This is a genomic window from Streptomyces sp. AC558_RSS880, from assembly GCF_019049255.1.
Lineage (GTDB): Bacteria > Actinomycetota > Actinomycetes > Streptomycetales > Streptomycetaceae > Streptomyces.
This window is the reverse complement of the sequence record NZ_JAGMUJ010000033.1, coordinates 51892-76495: the sequence shown is the minus strand read 5'-3', so window position 1 is coordinate 76495 and position 24604 is coordinate 51892. Positions and strand designations below refer to the sequence as shown.

Sequence of the window (24604 nt, the reverse complement as noted above, 5' to 3'; positions counted from 1 at the left end):
CTTAGGATGAGGGCGCGCCGCTGTTCGATGTAAGCGGCACTCATCCCGTACGTCCCAGGAGTCCCGCCCGTGACCGCCGAAGCCCCGCTCGCCCCCGCCCTGTCGTACGGCCGGCTGATCCCCGTGACCGTCCACTTCGACGACCTCGACGCGCTGGGGCTGCTGCACAACGCCCGCTATCCGCTGCTCGTCGAGCGGGCGTGGACCGAGCTGTGGCAGGAGAAGGGCGTCCGCTTCGACGGCGACTGGGTGGCGGCCGGCGACGCCTGCAACGCGGTCCGGGAACTGCGCATCGGCTACGAGGCCCCGGTGACCCGCGCCGGCACGTACGCGGTCCACCTGTGGCTGGAGCGGCTCGGCACGACCGGACTCACGTACGGCTTCCGCTTCTGCTCGGCGGACGGGACGGTGACCTACGCGCGGGGCAGCCGGGTGCTGGTGCGGCTGGACGCCACGACCCTGCGCCCGGCGCCCTGGAGCGAGGCGTTCAGGGACGGGGCTCGGGAACTGCTGCGTCCGGACGCGTGACCTTCACACGGTCTCCCGCGCGCAGCACGCTCGCGAAGCCCGCGATGCCGCACGACAACACCGTCACCAGGACGAACGACACCATCAGGCTGGTCGCCTGGGCCAGCAGGCCGATCGCGCTCGGGGCGATCAGCCCCGAGGTGTAGGTGATGGTCGCGACGCCCGCGATGGCCAGGCTCGGGTTGGCGCCGCTGCGACCGGCGGCGGCGAAGCACAGCGGCACGACCACCGCGATGCCGAGCCCCATCAGCGCGAACCCGGCCATCGCCGTCGCGGGGTGCTCGGCGAACACGATCAGCAGTCCGCCCAGCAGGGCGACGACCCCGCTCGCACGGACCGTGCGCACGGCGCCGTAGCGGTCCACCACGTGGTCCCCGGCGATCCGGGCGACCGCCATGGTGAGTGTGAAACCGGTGGTGCAGGCGGCCGCGAGACCGGCCGAGGTCTCCAACTGGTCGCGCAGGTAGACCGCCGACCAGTCCAGGCTCGCGCCCTCCGCGAACACCGCGCAGAAGCCGATCGCGCCGATGAGCAGCGAGGAGCGGGGCGGCAGCGCGAACCGCGGCGGCGGTTCCTCGTTCGCGGCGGGCTGCAGATCGAGCACCCAGGTACAGGCGGTCACGCCCACCACCGTCAAGACGGCGGCCGCGAGCGCGTGGTGCAGCCGGGCGTCCGCGCCCAGGTGGGCGGCGAGCGTGCCGACCGCCGAGCCGACCAGGGCGCCGGCGCTCCACATGCCGTGCAGCCCGGACATGATCGACTTGTCGAGCCGGTTCTCCACCTCCACGCCCAGCGCGTTCATCGCCACGTCGGACATGCCGGCCGTGGCGCCGTAGACGAACAGGGCCAGACAGAGGGTCAGCAGGTTCGGGGCGGCCGACGGCAGGACCAGCGCGAGCGTCCACATCGCGATCAGACCGCGCAGCGCCGTGCGGGCGCCGAAGCGGTGGCTGATGCTTCCCGCGAGCGGCATCGCGACGGACGCGCCGAGCGCGGGGAAGGCGAGCGCGAGGCCCAACTGCCCGGCGCTCACCCCGGCGTGGTCCTGGATCCAGGGGACGCGGGTGGCGAACGAGCCGGTGACGGCGCCGTGCACGGCGAACACGGCGGCCACGGCGTACCGCGCCCGCCTCACGTCACGCTGTCGGTGGACCACTGCGCTCATCGTCCCGCCCCTCCCGGCCGTCGGTTCCCGTACGCGCCGCCGTAAACTATCAGGAACCCTGCCTGAAAGATATGGGGTATCCGGAGGCGGAGCAGGCGCCGGCCGGTCCCGCCGATCTGGAAGGATCCCGGCATGGCCGCATCCCCGAGCACCGCCAGAGCGATCAACGACCGGCTCGCCCTGCGCCTGCTCCAGCAGGAAGGCCCGCTGACCGCGGGGCAGTTGAAGCAGCTGACCGGGCTGTCCCGGCCGACCGTCGCCGACCTCGTCGAGCGGCTCACCGCCGCCGGACTCGTCGCGGTGGCCGGCGAGGCGGGGGAGCAGCGGCGCGGACCCAACGCCAAGCTGTACGGCATCGTCGCGGACCGGGCGCACCTGGCCGCGCTGGACGTCCGCACCGAGGGCGTCACCGTGGTCGTGTCGGACCTCGTCGGCGGGGTACTGGCCGAGGCCGCCCTGCCCATCACCGGGGACGCGGGGACCGGACCGGCGGTCGAACAGGCGGTCGCACTGGTCGAGCGGACGGCGAAGGAGGCGGGCGCCGACCGGCTGCACACCGTCGGGATCGGGGCGCCCGGGCTGATCGACCCCGCGAGCGGCGAACTGCGCGACTCCACGGGCCTGCCCGAGTGGCACCGGCGCCTGGTCGCCGCGCTCCAGGAACGGCTCCCCGAGGCCCGGGTCAGCGTGGAGAACGAGACCAACCTCGCCGCGCTGGCCGAGCAGCGCGACGGAGCGGCCCGCGACCGGGACACCTTCGTCCTGCTGTGGCTGGGCCACGGCACCGGCGCCGCCGTGATCCTCGACGGCACCCTGCGCAGGGGCGCCTCCGGCGGCACGGGCGAGATCGGCTTCCTCCCGGTCCCGGGCACCCGCGGTCTGCCCTCGGCCACCGACTGCGGGGGCGGCTTCCACTCCCTGGTGGGGGCGGCGGCGGTCGCGGAGCTGGCGGAGGAGTACGGCGTCGTGGCGGAGCCGGGGACCGAGCCGCCGGCGGCGGGTGCGGTACGGACGGCCGTCGCGTCGGCCGGACCCGCCTCCCCGTCCGGGCCCGCCTCCCCGGAGACACGCTTCCTCGACGCCCTGGCCGACCGGATCGCGGTGGGCGTCGCCTCGGTGGTCGCGCTGCTCGACCCCGGCCACGTGGTCCTGGGCGGCGAGATCGGCCAGGCCGGCGGCGAGGCACTCGCCGCGCGGGTGCGGGACCGCCTGGCCGCCCTCTCACCCCTGCCCGCCGACGTACGGTCCAGCACCCTGGGCGGCGGCGCGGTGCTCCGCGGAGCCCTCCTGACGGCCCGCGACCAGGCCCAGGACGAACTGTTCGGCGCGCCCGGGCACTAGCCCTCCGCTCATCGGTGTGGGGCGCCGGTTCCGAACCGCTTCGTCGGGTACTCGTCGAACGCGCCCCTGCCGACCGCTCGTTCGGACACCCGGCGCTCCCCGGCGGAACGCCCCGCGTCGGCCGGGACGGATCGGTCACCGCCGGACGTGACATCGGTCCCGGGACCCGCCCCGTACGGAGTCCGGCTTCTCCGGGGCCGGCACCGGACGCATCCGTGTGTGGTGAGGCCCGGCGGCGGGCAAGGGCCGTCGTCACCGCCGCCGGGCCGGTTCTTCGGGAGGGTCAGCAGGCTCCCTGGTCCCGCCAGACCCCCCATTCGCCGGTGGTGCCGGGCTCCTCGCCCCGCGTCCACCACTGCGCCTTCCAGACGCGGCCCTCGTGGGAGACCACGCTGCCCCCGCCGTACGCGGCCGAGGCGTTCCACGCCGGGTCCGCGCAGTCGCCGGGCTCACCGGGCGGAGTCGTCGGCGGGTCCGTCGGCGTCGTGCCGCCGCCCGGCTCGACGACGGTCGTCCCGCGCGCCAGGTCCGCGGCGAGGGCGTACTTCCTGCCGCCGATCGTCACCGTCCAGTTCGACGGGGTCGACACCGGCAGGTAGTAGTTGAACGACAGGTCCACGGTCGCCCCCGGCGCCAGCGACTGCCACGCCGGCAGCTTCAGCGACACCCGGTGGAAGTCGCCCTTCAGACCGCCCACGTTGCCGCCCGTGTGGTCGCTGCTGATGACCTTGGTACCGAAGCCGGACTGGTCGGAGGCGTTCCCGGGGGCCGCGGTCGCGTAGTCGAACTGGAACTCCGTGCCGCCCGGCAGCGCGGTCTTCGTGTGGTTCGTGATCCGCAGCTTGGGCGTGATCGGGTAGTTGGAGTCGCCCAGCTTGAAGTCCGTGAACTCCACGTCCACGTTCACGGCCTCCGCCGGCAGGTCCGCGTTCGACTTCCTCGCGCCGTACGGCGCGGCCGACTTGAACTTCTCGTACATCAGGGAGGTGAGCGTGTCGCCCGTCTCGTACTGGCCCTTGGCGGCGTTCCAGGCGTAGTCGCCGGCCAGCTCCCAGATCATCGTGCCGCCGATGCCGCGGTCCGCGACGTAGTCGGCCTTGGCGGCGACCGACTGCTCGTCCTCGGTGGAGAGGAAGACCTTCTTCTCGGCGTTCCACAGCCAGGGGGCGACCAGCGTGGAGTCGTACTTGCGGGCGTACGTCCCGGTCAGCTTCGTGTCCGCCGGGAAGCCGTAGTCGGTGACGTAGTCGCCGACGATGCCCTTCTCGAGGTTCTTGGCGTGCCACATCGGGTTGGAACCCGCGGGGGACTCCTTGCCGTCGGTGTCGAGGTCGTGCCAGAGGTTGTCGATGCCGACGGCGCCGTCACCGCACTTGGTCAGGCCGGAGCCCGCCGGACAGGAGGACGCGGCGGCCCTGCCCCACAGACCGTCGGTTCCGCCCTGGACGTTCTTGTGGCCGCGCGTGTAGTACGGCAGCCCGATGTTGATCCGGCCGGCCGGCATGGAGCCGCGGAAGTAGTGGTAGGCCCAGTCGGTGTTGAGGTAACCGATGCCGCCGTACTGGGCGCTGCCGTAGACGTTCGCGGCGGCCAGCTCGGCGTCCTTGCCGTCGTCGAACAGGGAGGCGTTCGGGCCGACGTACTCGTTCCAGGCGCCGTGCAGGTCGTACGACATGATGTTGACGTAGTCCAGGTACTTCTGGACCTGGAAGGTCTCCATGCCGCGCAGCAGATAGCCGGACGAGGGGGCGGCCACGGTGAGCATGTAGTGCCTGCCGTCGGCGGCTCCGGCCCGGTCCAGCTTCTCGCGCAGCGTCTTCATCAGCGCCGCGTAGCCCTTGACCAGTCCGGCCCGGCGGGCGTTGGCGAAGGGCCAGTCGAGCGGGTTGCCCGCGTCCTTCATCGTCGTCGGGTACTCGTAGTCGATGTCGACGCCGTTGAAGCCGTACGTCCGGATGAAGTCGACCGCGGAGTCGGCGAAGGTGTCGATGCCGGCCTGGTTGACCGAGCCGTCGGCGTTGGTGGCCATCGAGTAGAAGCCGCCGGAGTTCACACGGGCGCCGCTGTCGTCGAAGTAGCCGCCGGTCTCGGCCCAACCGCCCACCGAGATCAGCGTCTTGACGTCGGGGTGCTGCTTCTTGAACTTGTTGAGCAGGTTGAAGTGGCCCTTGTAGGGAAGCCGCGGGTCCATCTCCGCGCCGGCCACCCCCGGCCACGTCATGCCCGTCGCCGGGTTGGTGGCGCCGTCCGAGCCGACGGAGAGCTTGTTGCCCTTGTCGACGTGCGCGAACGCGTAGTTGATGTGGGTGATCTTGTCCCACGGGATGTCGGACGCCAGATAGGCGGGCTTTCCGTCCTTGCCGGTGCGCCAGCCGGTGAAGTAGCCGATCACCCGGCGCTGGTGGTCGGCGCCCATCTTCTCCCGGCCGGCCGAGTCGTAGACCGAGCAGTACGGGACGTCGACGCCCGGCGTCGAGTACAGCCCGTCGGGACGGCAGGACTCCTGGTCGGCGGCGTGCGAGACGGTGGCCGGGAGGGCGGCGAACAACAGGCCGGTGACGGCGGCGGCGGAGGCGAGCAGCGCGGGTCTCGCTCCGGGGCGTGAGGGGGACGGCACAGTGGGTTCCTCTCCACGGAAGTTGGCTCGGACCCTAAGAGGACTAGACCACAGCGTCAATAGGTATGGACCAATTCGGTGGACCGTCAGGAGCGTCGCGGCGGGGGGTCGTTCCTCGTGCGACCCTCGGCAGTCCCCGTGTCACTTCCTGTGAGGCACTCCACACCCCTCGCCCGCATGGACGGTGGTCGGTCGTGGCACACTGGCCCTGTACCAGTAGCAGCGCACTCCGGGGTCGGTGAAAGTCCGAACCGGCGGTTACAGTCCGCGACCCGGTCGCCTCCAGCGGCCGGTTGACCAGGTGAAATTCCTGGACCGACGGTTAAAGTCCGGATGGGAGGCAGTGCGCGGCGGGCGGGCATCCATGCGCGCCGCCGTACCGGTTCGCCGTCCGGGCGAGCCCTGTCCGGCGTCGCTCCCGGTGTCCTCGTCCGCGATTTCCGCCGTCATCGGCAGCCCCGGAGTCCGTGCCCGAAGAGGCAGGAGGACCCGGGAAGTGTTCACCGGAATCGTCGAAGAGCTGGGCGAGATCACCGCCGTCGAAACCCTCGACGACGCCTGTCGCTTCCGGCTGCGCGGCCCCGTCGTCACCGAAGGCGCGAAGCACGGCGACTCCATCGCCGTCAACGGCGTCTGCCTCACGGTCGTCGAGCACGAGGGCGACGAGTTCACCGCCGACGTCATGGCGGAGACCCTGAAGCGCTCCAGCCTCGGCGTCCTCGCCGTCGGCTCCCGCGTCAACCTCGAACGCCCCACGGCCGTCGGCTCCCGCCTCGGCGGCCACATCGTCCAGGGGCACGTCGACGGAACCGGCGAGATCCTCGGGCGCGAGCCGTCGGAGAACTGGGAGATCGTGAAGATCTCCCTCCCCGCCGGCCTCTCCCGCTACGTCGTGGAGAAGGGCTCCATCACCGTCGACGGCATCAGCCTCACCGTCGTCGACGCCGGGCCCGACTTCTTCACCGTCAGCCTGATCCCCACCACCCTCGCCCTGACGACCCTGGGTCTCAAGCAGCCCGGCGACCCGGTCAACCTCGAGGTGGACGTCATCGCCAAGTACGTCGAGCGGATGCTCGGCGACCGCGTCACCGGTGAGGGGGCGGCCCGGTGAACTGGCTCAACTCCGAGGCCTTCACCCTCTTCGACCAGCACATCAAGTGGTCGGACATGATCGGCAACGTGGTCGGTCTGATCGCCCTCGCCCTCGGTTGGCGCCGCTCCCTGTGGACCTGGCCCGCCCAGTTCGTCTCCGGCCTGATCCTCTTCACGGCCTTCGCCACCGCCCACCTCTCGGGCAGCGCCGGCAAGCAGATCGTCGTCATGCTGGTCGCCGCCTGGGGCTTCTGGCAGTGGAACCGCGGCCGGCGGCAGGCGCAGGACGGCTCCATCGCCGTACGGTTCGCGACCAACCTCGAACGAGTTCTCCTCGTGGGCGCCGCGGCCGTCGGCACCCTCGCCGTCGGCGGACTGTTCACCGCCTACCCGTCCCTGTCCTGGGACCCCTGGCCGGACGCCTACATCTTCGTCGGCACCATCGTCGCCATGTACGCGCAGGCCCGCGGCATGGTCGAGTTCTGGTTCGCCTGGCTGCTCGTCGACCTCGTCGGCGTCCCCCTGAACTTCGCCAACGGCTTCGCCTTCTCCGGCTTCGTCTACGTCATCTACGGCGCACTGGTCCTGTGGGGCCTGCGCGACTGGTGGCTGCGCTCCCGCGACGCGCGGCCCGCCCTGGAAGGAGCGCCGGCATGAGCGCGGCACCCGTTCTGTACAGCACCGACGGCTACGAGGATCTCACGCTCGACCCGGTCGAACAGGCGATCGCCGACATCGCGGCCGGCCGCCCGGTCGTGGTCGTCGACGACGAGGACCGCGAGAACGAGGGCGACCTCGTCATCGCCGCCGAGAAGGCCACCCCCGAGATCGTCGCCTTCATGATGAGCGAGTGCCGCGGCCTGATCTGCGCCCCCATGGAGGGCGGTGAACTGGACCGGCTCGGCATCCCGCTGATGGTGGAGAACAACACCGAGTCCATGCGGACCGCGTTCACCGTCACCGTGGACGGCTCGGGCGCCCACGGCGTGACCACCGGCATCTCCGCCGCGGACCGCGCGACCACGCTCCAACTGCTGGCGAGCGGCACCGCGCAGGCCGACGACTTCGTCCGCCCCGGCCACATCTTCCCGCTGCGCGCCCGCGAGGGCGGCGTGCTCGTGCGCAACGGGCACACCGAGGCCGCCGTCGACCTCGCCCGCCTCGCCGGTCTGCGCCCGGCCGGCGCCATCGTCGAGATCGCCGGCGAGGACGGCACCATGCTCCGGCTGCCCGAGCTGATCCCGTTCGCCCGCAAGCACGGCCTGACGATCATCTCCATCGAGGACCTGATCGCCTACCGCCGCTCCGCCGAACCCACCGTCCGTCGCGAGGCCGAGGTCCGTCTGCCCACCTCGCACGGCACCTTCACCGCGTACGGCTACCGCTCCACCGTCGACGGCGTCGAACACGTCGCCCTCGTCCACGGCGACATCGGCGACGGCGAGGACGTCCTCGTCCGCGTCCACTCCGAATGCCTCACCGGTGACGTCTTCGGCTCCCGGCGCTGCGACTGCGGCCCCCAGCTCGACGCCTCCCTGGACCGCATCCAGGCCGAGGACCGGGGCGTGGTCGTCTACCTGCGCGGCCACGAGGGACGCGGCATCGGCCTGATGTCCAAGCTGCGCGCCTACGAACTCCAGGAGCGCGGCCGGGACACCCTCGACGCCAACCTCGAACTCGGCCTGCCCGCTGACGCCCGCGACTACGGCGCCGGCGCGCAGATCCTCGCCGACCTCGGCGTCCGCAGCGTCCGCCTGATGACCAACAACCCCGACAAGTCCGACGCGCTCGCCCGTCACGGCATCGAGGTCACCGCGCGCGAGCCGATGCCCGTCACCGCGGGCGAGCACAACCTCCGCTACCTGCGCACCAAGCGGGACCGGATGGGCCACGACCTGCCCTGGCTGGACACGCCGACCGTGCCCGCCTGCGGCAACCAGTAACGAGAACCACCGAGGAGAGACGTGAGCGGCAAGGGTGCACCGGAACTGTCCGTACGCGACGTGGGGGACCTGCGGGTCGCCGTCATCGCGGCGCAGTGGCACGAGAAGGTGATGGACGGACTGGTGGACGGCGCCCTGCGCGCCCTGCACGACCTCGGCATCGACGAGCCGACCCTGCTCCGGGTTCCGGGCAGCTGGGAACTCCCGGTCGTCGCCAAGGTCCTGGCCGGCCGCGGCTACGACGCGGTCGTCGCCCTCGGCGTCGTCATCCGGGGCGGCACGCCCCACTTCGACTACGTGTGCCAGGGCGTCACCCAGGGCCTCACCCAGGTCTCGGTCGACACCGGCGTCCCCGTCGGCTTCGGCCTGCTCACCTGTGACAACGAGGAGCAGGCCCTCGACCGCGCCGGACTGCCCGGCTCCAGCGAGGACAAGGGGCACGAGGCGGTCACCGCGGCGGTGGCGACCGCGGCCTGCCTGCGTTCAGTATCCGAACCCTGGCGGTGAGCAGGCCCCGTCACCGCGTAGGGTAAGGACCACCATGTCCAAGAAGACGTTCGAGGAGCTCTTCACCGAGCTCCAGCAGAAGGCCGCCCACGGCGACCCCGCCACCTCCCGCACCGCCGAGCTGGTGGACAAGGGGGTCCATGCCATCGGCAAGAAGGTCGTCGAGGAGGCCGCCGAGGTCTGGATGGCCGCCGAGTACGAGGGCAAGGAGGCGGCCGCCGAGGAGATCTCGCAGCTGCTCTACCACGTCCAGGTGATGATGGTCGCCCGCGGCATCTCCCTCGACGACGTCTACGCCCACCTGTAAGAACCGACGTTCGCGACCCACCCCTCCCACACGAAGGAAGCCGACCTCATGCTGCGCATCGCCGTCCCCAACAAGGGTTCACTGTCCGGCCCTGCGGCGGAGATGCTGCATGAGGCCGGCTACCAGCAGCGCCGCGAGTCGAAGGAGCTGCGGATCGTCGACCCGGGGAACGACGTCGAGTTCTTCTACCTCCGTCCCCGCGACATCGCCATCTACGTCGCCTCGGGGCAGCTCGACATCGGCATCACCGGCCGTGACCTGCTGATCGACTCCGGTGCCGACGCCGAGGAGATCCTGCCGCTGGGCTTCGCCCGCTCCACCTTCCGTTTCGCCACCAAGCCGGGCACCGTCGGCGACGACCTGGCGGACCTGAAGGGCAAGACGGTCGCCACCTCCTACGAGGGCATCGTCGCCAGGCACCTCGCCGACAACGGCATCGACGCCTCCGTCGTCCACCTCGACGGCGCCGTCGAGACCGCCATCCAGCTCGGTGTCGCCCAGGTCATCGCGGACGTCGTCGAGACGGGCACCTCGCTGCGCAACGCCGGCCTGGAGGTCGTCGGCGAGCCGATCATGAAGTCCGAGGCCGTCGTCATCCGCCGCACCGGCGCGGACGGCGAGGAGCCCAAGGTGCGGCAGTTCCTGCGCCGCCTCCAGGGCGTCCTGGTCGCCCGGACGTACGTGATGATGGACTACGACTGCCGTGTGGAGCAGCTCGAGAAGGCCGTCGCCCTCACCCCCGGCCTGGAGTCCCCCACCGTGTCCCCGCTGCACAACGAGGGCTGGGTCGCCGTCCGCGCGATGGTCCCGTCCAAGGAGGCACAGCGGATCATGGACGACCTGTACGACATCGGCGCCCGCGCCATCCTCACCACGGCCATCCACGCCTGCCGCCTCTGACCGGGTCCGGAGCACCACCATGTCCGACACGACCGCGGGCCGGCTGCCCGAACTGCCCGTCACCTTCCGTCCGGGCCGCACCCGCGCGGTGCTGCTCACGGCCGGCACCGCGCTCTTCGTGGTCATCACCCTGATCGCGCTGCTGCTGGACCAGCTCGGCCCGGGGGAGCGGATCAGCTTCGTGTTCACCGCCGCGCTGCTGGCCGGCGTGCTGTTCCTGTTGGCCCGGCCGAAGGTCGACGCCGACGAGACGGGCGTCACCGTCGTCAACATCGTGAGCCGGCGCCACCTGGAATGGGCGGAGATCCTTCAGGTGAACCTCCGTCTCGGTGATCCCTGGGTCTTCCTCGACCTCAGCGACGGCACCAGCCTGCCCGCGCTCGGCATCCAGCCGGGCATCGCCAGACAGCGGGCCGTCGCCGACGCGCGGGCCCTGCGGGCGCTCGTCGAGGCCCGTTCCACGGCCGGGCCCGAGGCACCCCGGAGCTGACTCGGGGCCACCCCTCCGGGACGGTTCGGGGCCGGGCTCCGGGAAGCACCGGGGACGTCCACCTGCCGCAGTCGCCCATGTCTTGATTAATCTGGTGGGCACAGGCGCGACGACCGCGCCTGTGCCCCTGCCGCCCCGCCCGGTGCACAGGGGCTCCAGCTACCCGAGGAGTGACCCTCTCCGGCGATGGACGGATCGTCCTGTAGTACCTGCGCCGCCCCCTGCCGACATAGCGCGGACCCGTTCCCCGAGGTCCGCGCGCATGTGGAGGCGGCGGCATCATGACCACCCCCCTGCTGCTCCTCGCAGCCGCATTCCTGCTGATCCTGGCCAACGGATTCTTCGTGGCCGCGGAGTTCGGCCTGGTCACCGTCGAGCGACCGGACGCCGAACGGGCCGCCGCGGGCGGCGACCGGCGCGCCCGCCGGGTCGTCGAGTCGCTCAGGGAGCTCTCCTTCCAGCTCTCCGGCACCCAGCTCGGCATCACCATCACCTCCCTCGTCGTCGGCATGCTGGCCCAGCCGGCGCTCGCCGGACTGCTGCGCGGCCCCTTCACCGGCATCGGCATCCCCGAGGGCGCGGTCCCCGGCGTCTCCGTCGTCGTCGGCATGCTGCTGGCCTCCGCGGTGCAGATGGTGATCGGCGAACTCGTGCCGAAGAACTGGGCGGTCTCCCGCCCCCTGCAGGTCGCACGCTTCGTGGCCGGCCCGCAGCACGCGTTCGCCCGGCTCTTCCGCCCGGTCATCGCCGGGCTGAACGCCGTGGCCAACCGCCTGGTGCGGGCCATGGGCCTCGAACCCGCCGAGGAACTGGCCTCCGCCCGCACCCCCGGCGAACTCGTCTCCCTGGCCCGGCACTCCGCCCGGGCCGGCGCCCTGGAACAGGACACGGCGGACCTCTTCGTCCGCACCCTGTCCCTCGGCGAACTGACCGCACAGCACGTCATGACGCCACGCGTGAAGGTCAGCGCCCTGCAGGCCTCGGCGACCGCCGAGGACGTGGTCAACCTGACCCGGGCCACCGGCCTGTCCCGCTTCCCCGTCTACCGGGAGCGCATCGACGAGATCGTCGGCATGGTGCACCTCAAGGACGCCCTCGCGGTGTCCGTGCACGACCGGCTGCGCACCCCCGTGGGCCGCATCGCCCGTCCGGCGCTGCTCGTCCCCGAGACCCTGCCCGTACGGCCGCTGCTCACGCGGCTGCGCAGCGAGCAGCCCATCGCGGTCGTCGTCGACGAGTACGGCGGCACGGCCGGCGTCGTCACGCTGGAGGACATCGTCGAGGAGATCGTCGGCGAGGTGCGCGACGAGCACGACGGACAGGACGTCCCCGAACTCGCCCCCGCCCCGCCCGAGGACGGCAACCCCGCCTGGGACGTCGACGGCGGTGTCCGGGTCGACATCCTGCTGCGCATAGGCCTGGAGGTGCCCGAAGGCCCCTACGAGACGGTGGCCGGCCTGGTCGCCGATCTGCTCGGCCGGATCCCGGCCGTCGGCGACCGCGCGGAACTGCCCGGCTGGCGGCTGTCGGTACGCCGGGTCGGCCACTACCGCGCCGAACGCGTCCGCCTGGTCAGAACGGCCCCGCTGCCCCTGGTGGAGGTGGCCGGATGAGCGTGCTGCAACTCCTCTTCGCCGGGCTGCTCGTGCTCGGCAACGGGTTCTTCGTCGGCGCCGAGTTCGCGCTCGTGTCGGTCCGCCGCAGCCAGATCGAACCGCTCGGCACCGCCCGCGCCCGCCAGGTGCTGTACGGCCTGGAACACCTGCCGCAGATGATGGCGGCGGCCCAGTTCGGCATCACCGTCTGCTCGCTGACCCTGGGCGCCGTCGCCGAACCGACGGTCGCCCACCTGCTGGAACCGGTCTTCGCGTGGATGCACCTGCCGCACGGCATGATCCACCCGCTCGGCTACGTCATCGCGCTCGCCGTGGTGGTCTTCTTCCATCTCGTCATCGGCGAGATGGTCCCGAAGAACCTGGCGATGGCGGCCCCCGAGAAGGCCGCGCTGTGGCTGAGCCCCGGCCTGGTCTGGTTCGCCCGTCTGTGCAAGCCGGTCACGATCGCGCTCGGCGCCTGCGCCCAGGCCGTCCTGCGGCTGTTCCGCGTCGAACCGAAGGACGAGGTCGAGGCCGTCTTCACCAGCGAACAGCTCAACCGGCTGGTGGAGGACGCCGGCCAGGCCGGTCTCCTCGACCCCGAGGAGGCCGAGCGCCTGGAGGACGCGCTGGAGCTGGGCTCCCGCCCGGTGACGGACGTCCTGCTGGACCGCGAGTCGCTGGTGACGGTCACGCCCGCGGTCACCCCGGGGCAGATCGTGGAGCTCACCGCCCGCACCGGGTACTCCCGGTTCCCGGTGGCCGCGGACAGCGGTGCCTTCATGGGCTACCTGCACGTCAAGGACGTACTGGACCTGGAGGACTCCGACCGTGCCGTCCCGCAGCACCTGTGGCGCCCGATGACGACCCTCCGCCCCGAACTCCCCCTGGACGACGCCCTCACGGTGATGCGCCGCGCCGCGACCCACCTGGCCCAGGTCTCCGACGCCTCCGGCAAGGTCCTGGGCCTGGTCGCCCTGGAGGACGTCCTGGAACTCCTGGTGGGCGAGGTCCGGGACCCGGCCCACCGAGAAGTGACGGTCACCCCCCAGAGGGCGAGCGGAACCCCGGAGGAAGCCCTGGCGACGTAACTCCTGTAGCTGCGGGCAACCACGCCGCCGCCTCAGCTGCGGGCAGCCATGCCGCCCCAGCTGCGGGCAGTCGTGCCTCCCCCAGTGCCTTAAAGGCCTGGGAGGTGCCCCCAGGGCGGCACGGGTGGGCGCAGCGGCACCCCTTCAGCGGGGCGAGCGGAAACCACCCGGCGGGGCCATCCCCACCCACCGGGGCCTCACAGCCCCGGTGGGTCCGCCGGCCCCCGCCCCGACAAAACCTCGCCGTACGCCTGCATCAGATCCGGCAACCGCAACGTCGCCAGATCATCCCGGCTCAACGCCCCCGGGTACACCGACAACCGCAGATCCCGGTACGCACAGCTCTTCTCGTACAGCGTCCGCAGAAACCGCCCGTTCCCCAGCTCGTCGATCCACCCCTGATCCACCACGTGCCCGGCGATCGACCGCAGCTCGTCCAACGCCTCCTCGTCCCACACGTCCCCGTTCTCCTCCGCCAGCACCTCACCGATCGAGGTCAGCTCCAGCGGCCGGTACGAGGGGAAGTCCACCCGTGTGGTGAACCGCGAGGACAGCCCGGGGTTCGCGGCCAGCAGCCGGTCCATGCCCTCCGGATACCCGGCGAGGATCACCACCAGATGGTCCCGGTTGTCCTCCGCCCGCTTCAACAGCACCTGAAGCGCCTCGTCCCCGTACGCGTCCCCCTTGCCGTACCCGGAGTTGGACAGGGAGTACGCCTCGTCCACGAACAGCACCCCGCCCAGCGCGGAGTCGATCAGCTCATTGGCCTTCACCGCGGTCTGCCCCAGATACTCACCGACCAGATCCGCCCGCTGGGCCTCCACCAGATGGTCACCGCCGAGCAGCCCGAGGGCGTAGAACACCCGGCCGAGGATGCGGGCCACCGTGGTCTTGCCGGTCCCGGACGGTCCGGAGAAGACGAAGTGGCGTTTCGGTGGCTGCACCGGCAGCCCCTGCCCGGCGCGCAGCCGCGCCATGTTCAGCTGCGCCGACAACGCCTTGACCTGGCGCTTCACCGGCTCCAGGCCCACCATGCGCTCCAGCTCGGCGAGCGCCTCCTCCAGCAACGCGGGGTCCGTGGGGCCGGTGGGCAGCGGTGACGTCCCGGTGCCCGCCCGCTCCCGCACGCCCGCAGCGGTGACCGGAGGCAGGGGGCCCGGCACGGGCTCGGGCTCGGGCAGCCGCAGGTCACGCCCCTCGGTGCCGAACAGGGGATCGAGCATGTCGGGGCCGTCCACGGCATCCTGCCCGGCCCCGGTGAGCGTGATCGCGGCGAGATCCGCGGAGTCGTCGTACCCGTCGCCCTCGGCGATCGCGGCGAGCCGGGCGGAGGTGTCCATGAAGGCCGGATCGACCCGGTGCACGGCCCGGTACAGGGGGAGCGCGGCGGCGCTGCGGCCGGTTCCCTCGTGGGCGCGGGCCAGCCAGTAGCGCAGCTCCTTGCGCTGCGGCTGTTCGCTGCGGCACCGCATCAGCGCCGCCGACAGCAGCGGTTCGGCCTGTCCGTACATCTCCAGTCGCACCCGCGCCATGCCGCCGAACAGGCCGGCCTCGATGCCCAGCATCGGGTCATCGACGAGGGAGTCCGTGTACCGGACCAGCTGCTCCCAGTCCTTGACCAGGTAGGCGCGGCAGGCGTGCAGGAAGCGGACCTGCGGATCGGCGTCCACCGGGGGCAGTCCGGCGAGCGCCCGGTCCAGCTCGGGGACGTGGCGCCCGTCCAGCCAGTGGGAGGCGTGCGCCAGCAGCAGGTCGCGGGGGCTCTCCAGCACCGGCTGCACCCACCAGCCCAGCCAGTACCAGGAGTTGAGGGTGCGGCGGTGCCGGGTGCGCTGCTCGCCGAAGCGCTCCCGGTGCCGGAACATCCTGAGCAGCGCGGTCGTCGTGTCGACGCGCAGCGCGTGCAGCCCCAGCCAGCCGTCGGCCATCCCCGGGTCGATCCGCACCGCGGCCCGGAACTCCTCCTCCGCCTGCGGATAGGCGCCCATCGTGTAGGCGTCCACACCCCGCAGCCAGGCGAGATCGGCCGGGGCCTGCGGGTCCTGCGTGCCGAAGTCCATCACGTCCCCCACGAACCGTGCCCCCGTCGGTGTGCCGGCCGGCCCGCGTCCGTCGGCTCCCGTTGGTCGAACCGCTGTGCCGCGGACCGGAGTTGCAAGGTGCGCGAAGCAGCGTCCGTAGGTCGCACCGAGGGCATCGTACCTGCGGCGGCGTCACGTCCGTAGGGTGCCGTGCACGCCGAAGGGCGAGGTGGGAGGGGGAGCGCGAAGCACGCGCGGTGACCCAGGGTGATCGTCATATGCCGCTGAGCGCCCGAAAAGCGCGAAGAGGGCAGAACGAAGCCCCCGATCACGGGGGAACAACCGGGGGCTTCGCGTCTGCCGGCGGCTCCGAAGAGCCGCACATTGAGAACGTAAGACCTGTACGCGCCCCCGGTCAAGCCGAGTTGGGGTACTTCGGCAACTTGTCCGGGACCGCTCTTCACAGGTTCACCACAACGCGGATGACCCATCACCGTGCGTGATCGGAGGGGGTGGCTCACCCGCCCCGGCAGGCCCGGGAAGCAGCTCGTATCCCTTCGGACGCTGCCGTACCAGAAGGCCGGCGAAGGGCCGTGAGGGATCGCCGGTGAAGTGCTCGCGCTCCGCGCGGACCCAGCCGTCCCAGAACCCCCGCTGTTCCGCTCCGTCGCGGGCCCGTCCCCGTGACCAGGACTCCTCCCGGGGGAGATCCATCCACAGCAGCAGCGCCAGATGCGGGCGCAGGGCCCGGCGTCCCGCGCCGACGCCCTCCACGACGATCACGGGGGCGGGCGGCAGCGGGCGGGGCGGTCCGAAACGGCGGGTCCGCCAGTCGTAGGGGGAGTAGTGCGCGGTCTCGCCGCGGCCGAGCGGCTCGATCACCTGGCTCAGCAGCCGTCCGGTCCAGTCGAACAGTTCGGTGTGGCTGGCGATGTCGTCGAGCCGCAGCACCGGAGCGCCGTCCAGGGCCCCGGCCAGTCGCACGGCGAACGTCGACTTCCCCGAGCCGGCGTGTCCGTCGACACCGACGAGCCGGACCGGGCCGCACGAGGGGGCGAGCCGGCGGATGCGGGAGGCGAGAGCGTGAAGGGCCGGTTCCTGGGGCGGGGAAGGTGGAGGGCTCACCGGAGCACTCTAGGCCCCCGGACGGACGAGCCCGGATGCCCGGACGGAGAAGCCCCCGAGCCCTCGGCCGGACAGGCCCGCCGCGGGTCCCGCCATTGGTCGAGTCCCATGTCGGTCGGACTCGGCACGGCCGGGGTGCTGGCAGGATCCGCCCGGCTGCGTTCATAGTTGGCGCACACCCGCTCCATCCGGCGGACGTACGCCGTCCGGCCGGCCGTGCCTTGGTCCTGTCCCGACTCCGACACCTGGGGGTCCTCCACCCATGAGCAGAGCCGAACTGCCCTCCCGCAGATCCCTCCTGGCCGCGGCGGTCGTCGCCGCCGTCGCCGGGAGCGCGGGCCCGGCGTCCGCCGGCATCCCGACGGCCGGTATCCCGGCCGGACGCGCCACCGACACCGCCGGCACCGGCCGGACCGCCGCCCGTCCCGTCGACAACCGGGCCTGGACCTCGTACGCCGACTGGCGCGGCGGCACCGCCGACGGGACCCGTGCCGTCGCCGGCGCCCGCCCCGGCCTCGTGATCGCGCGGCCCGCCGGCACCACGGACTACACCGACCCGCACACCGGCCGCACGGCCGCCTGGGAGTACGCGACCTGGACCTCGCCCGTGCACCGTCCCGGGGTTCCGGCGACGGAGGTCATCGCCTCCTGGAACGCGCACACCCCCGAGGGCACCTGGCTCCAGATCGAGCTGAAGGGCACGTACTCCGACGGCACGGACAGCCCCTGGTACGTCATGGGCCGCTGGGCCGCCGGCGACCAGGACATCCGGCGCACCTCGGTGGACGGCCAGAGCGACGGGAAGAGCACCGTCTGGACGGACACGCTCTCCGTGGACGACACGGCCTCGGGCCCGCGCGTCGTCTCGTACCGGCTGCGGCTGACCCTCCACCGCCGCCCCGGCACCCGGCTCACCCCGACGGTGTGGCGGCTCGGCGCCATGGGCTCCGACGTCCCCGACCGGTTCACCGTCCCCGCCTCGGAGCCCGGCCTCGCCGGGGAGCTGGTCGTCCCGCGCTACTCGCAGGAGATCCACAAGGGCCAGTACCCGGAGTACGACAACGGCGGCGAGGCCTGGTGCAGCCCCACCTCCTCGCAGATGATCATCGAATACTGGGGAGGGCGGCTCACCGAGGAGCAGCTGTCCTGGGTCGATCCGTCCTATGCCGACCCGCAGATCTGCCACGCGGCCCGGTACACGTACGACTACCAGTACGCCGGCTGCGGCAACTGGCCGTTCAACGCCGCCTACGCGGCCACCTTCGACGGCCTCCAGGGCGTGGTCACCCGCCTCGGCTCCCTCACCGACCTGGAGACGCTGATCGCCGCGGGCATTCCGGCCATCACGTCGCAGTCGTTCCTGGCGGAGGAGCTGACCGGGGCGGGGTACGGCACCTCCGGGCATCTGATGACGGTGATCGGCTTCACCGCCGACGGCGATGTGATCGCCAACGACCCCGCCTCGGACGACAACGAGGCCGTGCGCCGTGTCTACGACCGGCGCGAGTGGGAGAACATCTGGCTGCGGACCAAGCGGTACAACGCCTCCGGGAAGGTCGTCTCCGGCACCGGGGGGATCTGCTACCTCTACTTCCCGGCCCGGCCGACCCCGCGGCAGCGCAAGGCGCTCGCGGCGGTGGGCGTGCGCTGAGCCGGTCCGTCCGACGGGCCCGGTCGACCGGGCCCGTCGGACGGCTGTGACCAACCTCTCGGCCACAGAGGCCGCCCACGGTGGCAAGGTGGACGTCAGTCGCAGGGGGAGTCCACCGCACCACAGAGACCAGCGAGAAGCCATGACCGCGAACGCAGCCACCGTCACCCGCGCCCGCACCGGCGGCCCCCGGGAGGACGGCCCGAAGATCTTCGAACACGCCATGGGATGGACCCTCGTCGTGGTCCTCGCGATGTTCGTGACCCAACTGGGACTGCTGTAACCCGAAGTCGCGGGGATGCCGGTCCGGGCCCTCCGGACGACCTGACATACTGCGGCGGGATGTCCCACCGCCCGCAGGAAGACCTGGGTCGAAATTGAACATCAGCCGGCAGCCCGCCGTACGCCCCGCGGCGCGCGGTACCGAGCGTTCGTCCGCGCGTCGCGCCGAACTCATCGCCATCGGGCGGAGGTTGTTCGCGGACACGTCGTACGACGCGCTCTCGATGGACGACATCGCACGCCAGGCGCAGGTCGCCAAGGGGCTGATCTACTACTACTTCCACTCCAAGCGCGGCTACTACCTGGCGATCATCGAGGACTCGGTGGCCGGCCTGGTCTCCTTCGCCGCGGGTGGGGCCGGACTGCCGCCCGTGGAGCGGGTGCACCGCACCATCGACAGCTATCTGCGGTACGCCGAGCACAACCAGGCCGCCTACCGCGCGATCGTCAGCGGCGGCGTCGGCTTCGACACCGAGGTGCACGCGATCCGGGACGGGGTGCGCGAGGCCATCGTCGCGACCATCGCCGAGGGTGCCTACGGCCGTACGGACATCGCGCCGGTGGCGCGGATGGGGCTGCTGGCCTGGGTGTGCAGCGTGGAGGGCGCCGCGCTCGCGTGGATCGACCGCGGTGAACTGTCCCGCGAGACCATGAGCGAGCTGCTGGTGAAGACGCTCGGCGGGGCCATGCGCGCCATCGAGGAGCTGGACCCCGCCCACCCGGCCCCGGCACCCGCCCGCCGCGACGGCTGACCCGGACCCGGACAGCGGCCGGGGTGCTCCTTCTTCGGTTCGCGCAGCTGGTCGAAGGTGCCGAGCGGTGGCTGGTCCCAGGTGTCGGCGACGACGCCGACGGACTCGGTGACCGTGCAGGTGCGCTCGGTCGCCGCGCAGAGGTCGCCGATGGCGCACGTGCCGCCGGTGACGTCGCCGAAGGCGTGGTTGATGTGGGTGGGCCCGTCCGCGGAGCCCGACGTCCCGATGTTCTTGACGTAGTACTCGCGGTCGTAGGTGCCCCATTCGGTGAAGCACCCGATGACCTCGGCACCGGCGGCGGCCTCCTGAGCCGAGGTCGCGGCGGTCGCGGTCGGGGCGCCCGCGCGGCGAGCGGTCCGGCGTCGAGCACGGCGGTGCACGCGGCGGACACGAGCGCCCGCAGGGTGCGGGGACGGTAGGGGGAAACACTAGGAGGACTAGACCAGTTGGTCAATGGTTCGAACCGATCGCGGCGAAGGGAGTTTCTTGAAGTGAGCGGTCGTTAACGGGTGACTTGCTGCGGCCGATCGGGCATACTCGCAGCGCACAGCCGCTGGTCAGCAGCTTCCGAGACCCGGGAGTGCGAGCATCGGCCAGGCACCGATACGACCCCGGCGGAGCCGCCCCCACCCAAGGCGCACGCCGATGTGCCCGAACAGGGAGGAGAGCGTCGCCATGCCCGACCGCGCCCCGCAGCCGGTGGACCGGCAACTGCCCACGGACGAGGCCCGGGACCTGATCTCGCTCGTCCGCGACATCGCGCAGCGCGAGGTCGCCCCGCGGGCGGCCGAGGAGGAGGACGCGGGACGCTTCCCCCGCGAACTGTTCACCCTGCTCTCCGAGTCCGGCCTGCTCGGCCTGCCCTACGGCGCCGAGTACGGCGGCGGCGACCAGCCGTACGAGGTCTACCTCCAGGTCCTCGAAGAGCTCGCCGCGGCCCGCCTCACCGTCGGCCTCGGCGTCAGCGTGCACACCCTGGCCTGCTACGCGCTCGCCGCCTTCGGCGCCAAGGAGCAGCAGGCCGAGCATCTGCCCGCGATGCTCGGCGGCGGCCTGCTCGGCGCCTACTGCCTCTCCGAGCCCGCCTCGGGCTCCGACGCGGCCTCCCTGCGCACCAAGGCGGTGCGCGACGGGGACGACTGGGTGATCACCGGCACCAAGGCGTGGATCACCCACGGCGGCATCGCCGACTTCTACACCGTCATGGCCCGTACCGGCGAGGAGGGCCCGCGCGGCATCACCGCGTTCCTGGTGCCCGGTGACGCCGAGGGGCTGAGCGCCGCCGTGCCGGAGAAGAAGATGGGGATGAAGGGCTCGCCGACCGCCCAGGTCCATCTCGACGGCGTCCGGGTCCCCGACGCGAGGCGGGTCGGTGAGGAGGGGCAGGGCTTCGCGATCGCCCTGTCGGCGCTGGACGGCGGCCGGCTCGGCATCGCCGCCTGCGCGATCGGCCTGGCCCAGGCGGCGCTGGACGAGGCGCTCGGCTACGCGGCCGAGCGGCGGCAGTTCGGCAAGCCGATCGCCGACTTCCAGGGACTGCGCTTCATGCTCGCCGACATGGCCACGCAGATCGAGGCGGGACGCGCGCTGTACCTGGCGGCGGCCCGGCTGCGCGACGCGGGGCGGCCGTTCGCCAAGCAGGCCGCCATGGCCAAGCTGCACTGCAGCGACACGGCGATGCGGGTCACCACCGACGCCGTGCAGATCCTCGGCGGCTACGGCTACACCGCGGACTTCCCCGCCGAGCGCTACATGCGTGAGGCCAAGGTCCTGCAGATCGTCGAGGGCACCAATCAGATCCAGCGCATGGTCATCGCCCGCCATCTCGCGGGCCCGGAGACCCGCTGAGCCGGCCGGGCCCCCGCCAGGGCGCGACGAGCCGGGTCCACTCCGGATCCTGCCGCCCGGGCACCGTGCGGCCCCGGTCGGCCCAGGTCCGCATGAGGTCGCGGTAGATCGGCGGATCCGGGAGCCGGGGCGGCGCGGGCGCGACCGCCTCCGTGGGCGGCGGCACGAGGACACGGCGTTGACGCCCGGTCGTCGAGTACGTGGGGGTCGTCATACCCGGGCAACGTGGAAGCGGCCCGACGGGTCACCGACCTCCGGAACAGGACGTGCGTTCGCGGCCGTCCCGCGCGGACGGGGGCGGCGGACCGCGCCGCCCCCGTACCGGTGTGTGCTCAGGCGGCGTGCCGCCGCATCGCCGGGACCCGGATCGGACGCGAGCCCGGACCGCCGACGTGCGAGAAGGGCTGGGTGCGCCAGTCGAGTCCCTGAGGGAGCGTCAACAGCAGGGCGGTGTCCTGCTCCTGGGGAGTGACGGACTCGTCGGCCGGCCGTGCCTCGGCGGCCCGGCGGCCGGTGCCGGCGCAGACCGTGAGCCCGAACGGGTTCCACGGCGAGGCGCACAGCGCGTGCTCCGGCAGGACGTCCTCGTCCGCGAGCAGGGCGATGGGCTGCGCGCAGTCCGGGCAGACGACCCGGTACATCTCGAAGGTGTCGTAGGCGTCGAGTTCCTCGTCCGGGGCGTCGGGTTCGACGTACTCCGGATCGAGCTCGACGACCGGCTGCTGCCGCTTGGACGTGGTACGACCAAGGCGCTTAAGACTCTGCATTGGGTTCTCCCCCTCGGGCTGGGCCGTGAAGGCACTGCGGCCTCGACCACAGCAAGCACTTCCCGTCCCCCCTCCGGGGTAATCACGGGGACATCACGGAGACCGTTCGAAAGGTGTGGCGTTCGTCACATGCCATGTGCGGATGCCCCGTGCGGGGGCTTTGTCCCCCCGGACGGCGCGCGGCGGTCCCCGGTGCGTCACGAACCGGGCATGACCTGGGCGGCTCAGGTATCCGAGGAGATCAAGCGCACTGTAGGTTCTTGCGCCATGGAGGAGCTGGACCGACAGATCGTGCAGCTGCTCGTCAAGGACGGGCGGATGAGCTACACAGACCTGGGCAAGGCCACGGGCCTGTCCACGTCGGCCGTGCACCAGCGGGTGCGCCGGCTGGAACAGCGTGGCGTCATCCGCGGCTATGCCGCGGTCGTCGACCCGGAGGCCGTCGGTCTGCCCATGACCGCCTTCATCTCGGTCAAACCCTTCGACCCCAGCGCCCCCGACGACATCGCGGACCGTCTCGCCGGCGTCCCCGAGATCGAGGCCTGCCACAGCGTCGCGGGCGACGAGAACTACATCCTGAAGGTGCGCGTCTCCACACCGCACGAACTGGAGGAACTGCTCGCCCGCGTGCGCTCACTGGCGGGCGTCTCCACCCGTACGACGGTGGTCCTCTCCACACCGTACGAAGCCCGCCCGCCGCGCATCTGAACCACAGCCCCTCCGGCGTTCGAGGAGCGGGGCTTTGGGGCCGGGAAGGGGCGGCGGGGCGGTCACAGTGGGGCGGTAGTGGCCCCCACGGGCCGTCTCCTCGCGGTGAGACGGCCCTGCGTGCGGAGCACCCCGCGCGACGCGCGAAACTGTGGGGCATGAGTGAACGCACCGTCCCGTCCCGCACCGTCCTGCTCCGCCGCGGGGAGGTCCACAGTCCCGCCGACCCCTTCGCGACCGCGATGGTCGTCGAGCGCGGTCAGGTCGCCTGGGTCGGCTCCGAGGGCGCCGCCGACGCCTTCGCGGACGGGGTCGACGAGGTGATCGACCTCGACGGTGCGCTGGTCACCCCCGCCTTCACCGACGCGCACGTCCACACCACGGCCACCGGCCTCGCCCTCACCGGCCTCGACCTGTCCACCGCCCCTTCCCTCGAGGCCGCGCTGGCCCGCGTACGGGAGTTCGCCGCCGCCCGTCCGGACGACCGGGTCCTCCTCGGTCACGGCTGGGACGCCGCCCGCTGGCCCGGCGGCCGGCCCCCGACCCGCGCGGAACTCGACGAGGCCACCGGCGGCCGCCCCCTCTACCTCAGCCGGATCGACGTCCACTCCGCGGTCGTCACCACCGCGCTGCTCGACCTCGTCCCGGGCGCCGCCACCCGCGAGGACCGCCCGCTCACCGGGGACGCCCATCACGCCGTCCGCGCCGCCGCCCTGGCCGCCGTCACACCGGCCCAGCGCACCGAGGCCCAGCGCGCCGCCCTCGACCACGCCGCCTCCCTCGGCATCGGCACGGTCCACGAGTGCGGCGGACCGGAGATCTCCTCCGAGGACGACTTCACCGGACTGCTGCGGCTCGCCGCGGAAGAGAGCGGCCCGCGCGTCGTCGGCTACTGGGCCGAACAGGACGTCGCCAAGGCCCGCGAACTGGGCGCGATCGGCGCCGCGGGCGACCTGTTCGCCGACGGCGCCCTCGGCTCGCACACCGCGTGCCTGCACGAGCCGTACGCCGACGCCGCCCACACCGGCACCGCACACCTGGACGCGGCCGCCGTCGCGGCCCACGTCGTCGCCTGCACCGAGGCCGGTCTCCAGGCCGGCTTCCACGCCATCGGTGACGCCGCCGTGAGCACCGTCGTCGACGGCCTGCGGGCCGCCGCCGGCACGCTCGGCCTCGCCCGCGTCCGCGCCGCCCGGCACCGTGTCGAGCACGCCGAGATGCTCACCCCCGAGACCGTCGCGGCCTTCGCCGAACTCGGTCTGACCGCCTCCGTCCAGCCCGCCTTCGACGCCCTGTGGGGCGGCGAGGACGGCATGTACGCGCGGCGCCTGGGAGCGGAGCGGGCCCGCTCCCTGAACCCCTTCGCGGCGCTGCTGCGGGCCGGCGTCCCGCTCGCCTTCGGCTCCGACAGCCCGGTCACCCCCCTCGACCCCTGGGGCACGGTCCGGGCCGCCGCCTTCCACCGCACACCGGAGCACCGGGTCTCCGTGCGCGCCGCGTTCACCGCGCACACGCGCGGCGGCTGGCGGGCGGTCGGACGCGACGACGCGGGCGTCCTGGTGCCCGGGGCCCCCGCCGACTACGCCCTCTGGCGCACCGGTGAACTCGTCGTCCAGGCCCCCGACGACCGGGTGGCGCGCTGGTCCACCGACCCCCGCTCCGGCACCCCCGGCCTGCCCGACCTCGCCCCCGGCCGTGACCTGCCGGTCTGCCTGCGGACCGTGGTCGGCGGGCGCACGGTGTTCGTACGGCCGGGCGAGTGATCTACGGGGGTGGCACGGTGGCGATCATGCACCGGGTCCCCGTCTCGCGACCTGCGCATCCTCGCCGCTGACCAGGCATTTGAACCACATTACGCAGGTCAAACGACT

Annotated in this window: 22 protein-coding genes, 1 pseudogene and 1 riboswitch; of the genes and pseudogenes, 17 read left to right on the top strand and 6 right to left on the bottom strand. The window is 72.3% G+C overall.

Translation table 11 applies throughout. The features are described from left to right. The first annotated feature begins 69 nt into the window (after positions 1-69). Complete coding sequence (locus KUM38_RS15495; RefSeq protein ID WP_217129960.1) at positions 70-528, top strand: thioesterase family protein; 459 nt, start codon at positions 70-72, stop codon at positions 526-528. Here KUM38_RS15495 and KUM38_RS15490 read toward each other — a convergent pair. Beyond that, on the bottom strand, positions 488-1693 hold the full coding sequence (locus KUM38_RS15490) for an MFS transporter (protein WP_217129959.1): 1206 nt from the start codon (positions 1691-1693) through the stop codon (positions 488-490). The genes KUM38_RS15495 and KUM38_RS15490 overlap by 41 nt on opposite strands. Positions 1694-1825: 132 nt before the next feature. Here KUM38_RS15490 and KUM38_RS15485 point away from each other — a divergent pair, with 132 nt between their 5' ends. Further along, positions 1826-3034 carry an ROK family transcriptional regulator gene (locus tag KUM38_RS15485; protein WP_217129958.1) on the top strand — a complete coding sequence of 403 codons (1209 nt, stop codon included), beginning with the start codon at positions 1826-1828 and terminating at the stop codon, positions 3032-3034. Between the two features lie 283 nt (positions 3035-3317). Here KUM38_RS15485 and KUM38_RS15480 read toward each other — a convergent pair whose 3' ends face one another. Beyond that, on the bottom strand, positions 3318-5651 hold the full coding sequence (locus tag KUM38_RS15480; protein ID WP_217129957.1) for a chitinase C-terminal domain-containing protein: 2334 nt from the start codon (positions 5649-5651) through the stop codon (positions 3318-3320). A 220-nt stretch (positions 5652-5871) separates the two neighbouring features. Continuing rightward, positions 5872-6002: riboswitch (FMN riboswitch) on the top strand. Between the two features lie 145 nt (positions 6003-6147). On the opposite strand from KUM38_RS15480, the gene KUM38_RS15475 reads away from it, so the two are divergent. The 9 genes from KUM38_RS15475 to KUM38_RS15435 all read left to right on the top strand — a co-directional run bounded on the left by KUM38_RS15475 (position 6148) and on the right by KUM38_RS15435 (position 13576). Continuing rightward, positions 6148-6762, top strand: a complete 615-nt coding sequence (locus KUM38_RS15475) for a riboflavin synthase (RefSeq protein ID WP_217129956.1) — start codon at positions 6148-6150, stop codon at positions 6760-6762. Beyond that, positions 6759-7400: a nicotinamide mononucleotide transporter family protein gene (locus tag KUM38_RS15470; protein WP_217129955.1), complete on the top strand. Its 642-nt coding sequence runs from the start codon at positions 6759-6761 to the stop codon at positions 7398-7400. The genes KUM38_RS15475 and KUM38_RS15470 overlap by 4 nt, the downstream gene beginning before the upstream one ends. Then, positions 7397-8686 (top strand): bifunctional 3,4-dihydroxy-2-butanone-4-phosphate synthase/GTP cyclohydrolase II, encoded by a 1290-nt coding sequence (locus KUM38_RS15465; protein ID WP_217129954.1) that lies wholly within the window; start codon positions 7397-7399, stop codon positions 8684-8686. The genes KUM38_RS15470 and KUM38_RS15465 overlap by 4 nt, the downstream gene beginning before the upstream one ends. 21 nt (positions 8687-8707) lie before the next feature. Beyond that, complete coding sequence (gene ribH / locus KUM38_RS15460; RefSeq protein ID WP_217129953.1) at positions 8708-9193, top strand: 6,7-dimethyl-8-ribityllumazine synthase; 486 nt, start codon at positions 8708-8710, stop codon at positions 9191-9193. Between the two features lie 34 nt (positions 9194-9227). Continuing rightward, positions 9228-9500, top strand: coding sequence for a phosphoribosyl-ATP diphosphatase (locus tag KUM38_RS15455; RefSeq protein ID WP_029383007.1), 273 nt, complete (start codon positions 9228-9230; stop codon positions 9498-9500). A 48-nt stretch (positions 9501-9548) separates the two neighbouring features. Then, a complete protein-coding gene (gene hisG / locus KUM38_RS15450) occupies positions 9549-10400 on the top strand; it encodes an ATP phosphoribosyltransferase (RefSeq protein ID WP_217129952.1) in 852 nt (283 codons plus the stop codon). Positions 10401-10419: 19 nt separating this feature from the next. Beyond that, positions 10420-10890 carry a PH domain-containing protein gene (locus KUM38_RS15445; RefSeq protein ID WP_217129951.1) on the top strand — a complete coding sequence of 157 codons (471 nt, stop codon included), beginning with the start codon at positions 10420-10422 and terminating at the stop codon, positions 10888-10890. Positions 10891-11171: 281 nt separating this feature from the next. Then, entirely contained in the window at positions 11172-12503 is a 1332-nt protein-coding gene (locus KUM38_RS15440; RefSeq protein WP_217129950.1) for a hemolysin family protein, read from the top strand. After that, positions 12500-13576, top strand: coding sequence for a hemolysin family protein (locus KUM38_RS15435; protein WP_217129949.1), 1077 nt, complete (start codon positions 12500-12502; stop codon positions 13574-13576). Before KUM38_RS15440 ends, KUM38_RS15435 begins: the two co-directional genes overlap by 4 nt. Positions 13577-13773: 197 nt before the next feature. Here KUM38_RS15435 and KUM38_RS15430 read toward each other — a convergent pair whose 3' ends face one another. Beyond that, positions 13774-15636, bottom strand: a complete 1863-nt coding sequence (locus KUM38_RS15430; RefSeq protein ID WP_217129948.1) for an AAA family ATPase — start codon at positions 15634-15636, stop codon at positions 13774-13776. 429 nt (positions 15637-16065) lie between these two features. Then, complete coding sequence (locus tag KUM38_RS15425) at positions 16066-16722, bottom strand: uridine kinase (protein WP_217129947.1); 657 nt, start codon at positions 16720-16722, stop codon at positions 16066-16068. Positions 16723-16984: 262 nt separating this feature from the next. On the opposite strand from KUM38_RS15425, the gene KUM38_RS15420 reads away from it, so the two are divergent. From KUM38_RS15420 to KUM38_RS15410, 3 genes are all read left to right on the top strand, one after another. Then, positions 16985-18373, top strand: a complete 1389-nt coding sequence (locus tag KUM38_RS15420; protein WP_217129946.1) for a peptidase C39 family protein — start codon at positions 16985-16987, stop codon at positions 18371-18373. A 142-nt stretch (positions 18374-18515) separates the two neighbouring features. Further along, positions 18516-18656 carry an SCO1431 family membrane protein gene (locus KUM38_RS15415; protein WP_106979546.1) on the top strand — a complete coding sequence of 47 codons (141 nt, stop codon included), beginning with the start codon at positions 18516-18518 and terminating at the stop codon, positions 18654-18656. A gap of 94 nt (positions 18657-18750) precedes the next feature. After that, positions 18751-19407 carry a TetR/AcrR family transcriptional regulator gene (locus tag KUM38_RS15410; protein WP_217129945.1) on the top strand — a complete coding sequence of 219 codons (657 nt, stop codon included), beginning with the start codon at positions 18751-18753 and terminating at the stop codon, positions 19405-19407. Between the two features lie 20 nt (positions 19408-19427). Here the strand turns inward: KUM38_RS15410 and KUM38_RS41835 are convergent. Further along, positions 19428-19864: pseudogene (locus KUM38_RS41835) on the bottom strand (chitinase); the annotation flags it as partial. Between the two features lie 221 nt (positions 19865-20085). On the opposite strand from KUM38_RS41835, the gene KUM38_RS15405 reads away from it, so the two are divergent. After that, a complete protein-coding gene (locus KUM38_RS15405; protein WP_217129944.1) occupies positions 20086-21258 on the top strand; it encodes an acyl-CoA dehydrogenase family protein in 1173 nt (390 codons plus the stop codon). A gap of 332 nt (positions 21259-21590) precedes the next feature. On the opposite strand, the gene KUM38_RS15400 is transcribed toward KUM38_RS15405, so the two are convergent. Continuing rightward, positions 21591-22025 carry a hypothetical protein gene (locus KUM38_RS15400; protein ID WP_217129943.1) on the bottom strand — a complete coding sequence of 145 codons (435 nt, stop codon included), beginning with the start codon at positions 22023-22025 and terminating at the stop codon, positions 21591-21593. A gap of 267 nt (positions 22026-22292) precedes the next feature. Between KUM38_RS15400 and KUM38_RS15395 the strand changes: the two genes are divergently transcribed. Both KUM38_RS15395 and KUM38_RS15390 read left to right on the top strand, forming a co-directional pair. Continuing rightward, the gene (locus KUM38_RS15395; RefSeq protein ID WP_030867874.1) at positions 22293-22733 is read left to right on the top strand and encodes an Lrp/AsnC family transcriptional regulator; all 441 of its coding nucleotides are present in this window, start codon (positions 22293-22295) and stop codon (positions 22731-22733) included. 158 nt (positions 22734-22891) lie between these two features. Next, the gene (locus tag KUM38_RS15390) at positions 22892-24496 is read left to right on the top strand and encodes an amidohydrolase (RefSeq protein ID WP_217129942.1); all 1605 of its coding nucleotides are present in this window, start codon (positions 22892-22894) and stop codon (positions 24494-24496) included. The last annotated feature ends 108 nt before the right edge of the window (positions 24497-24604 follow it).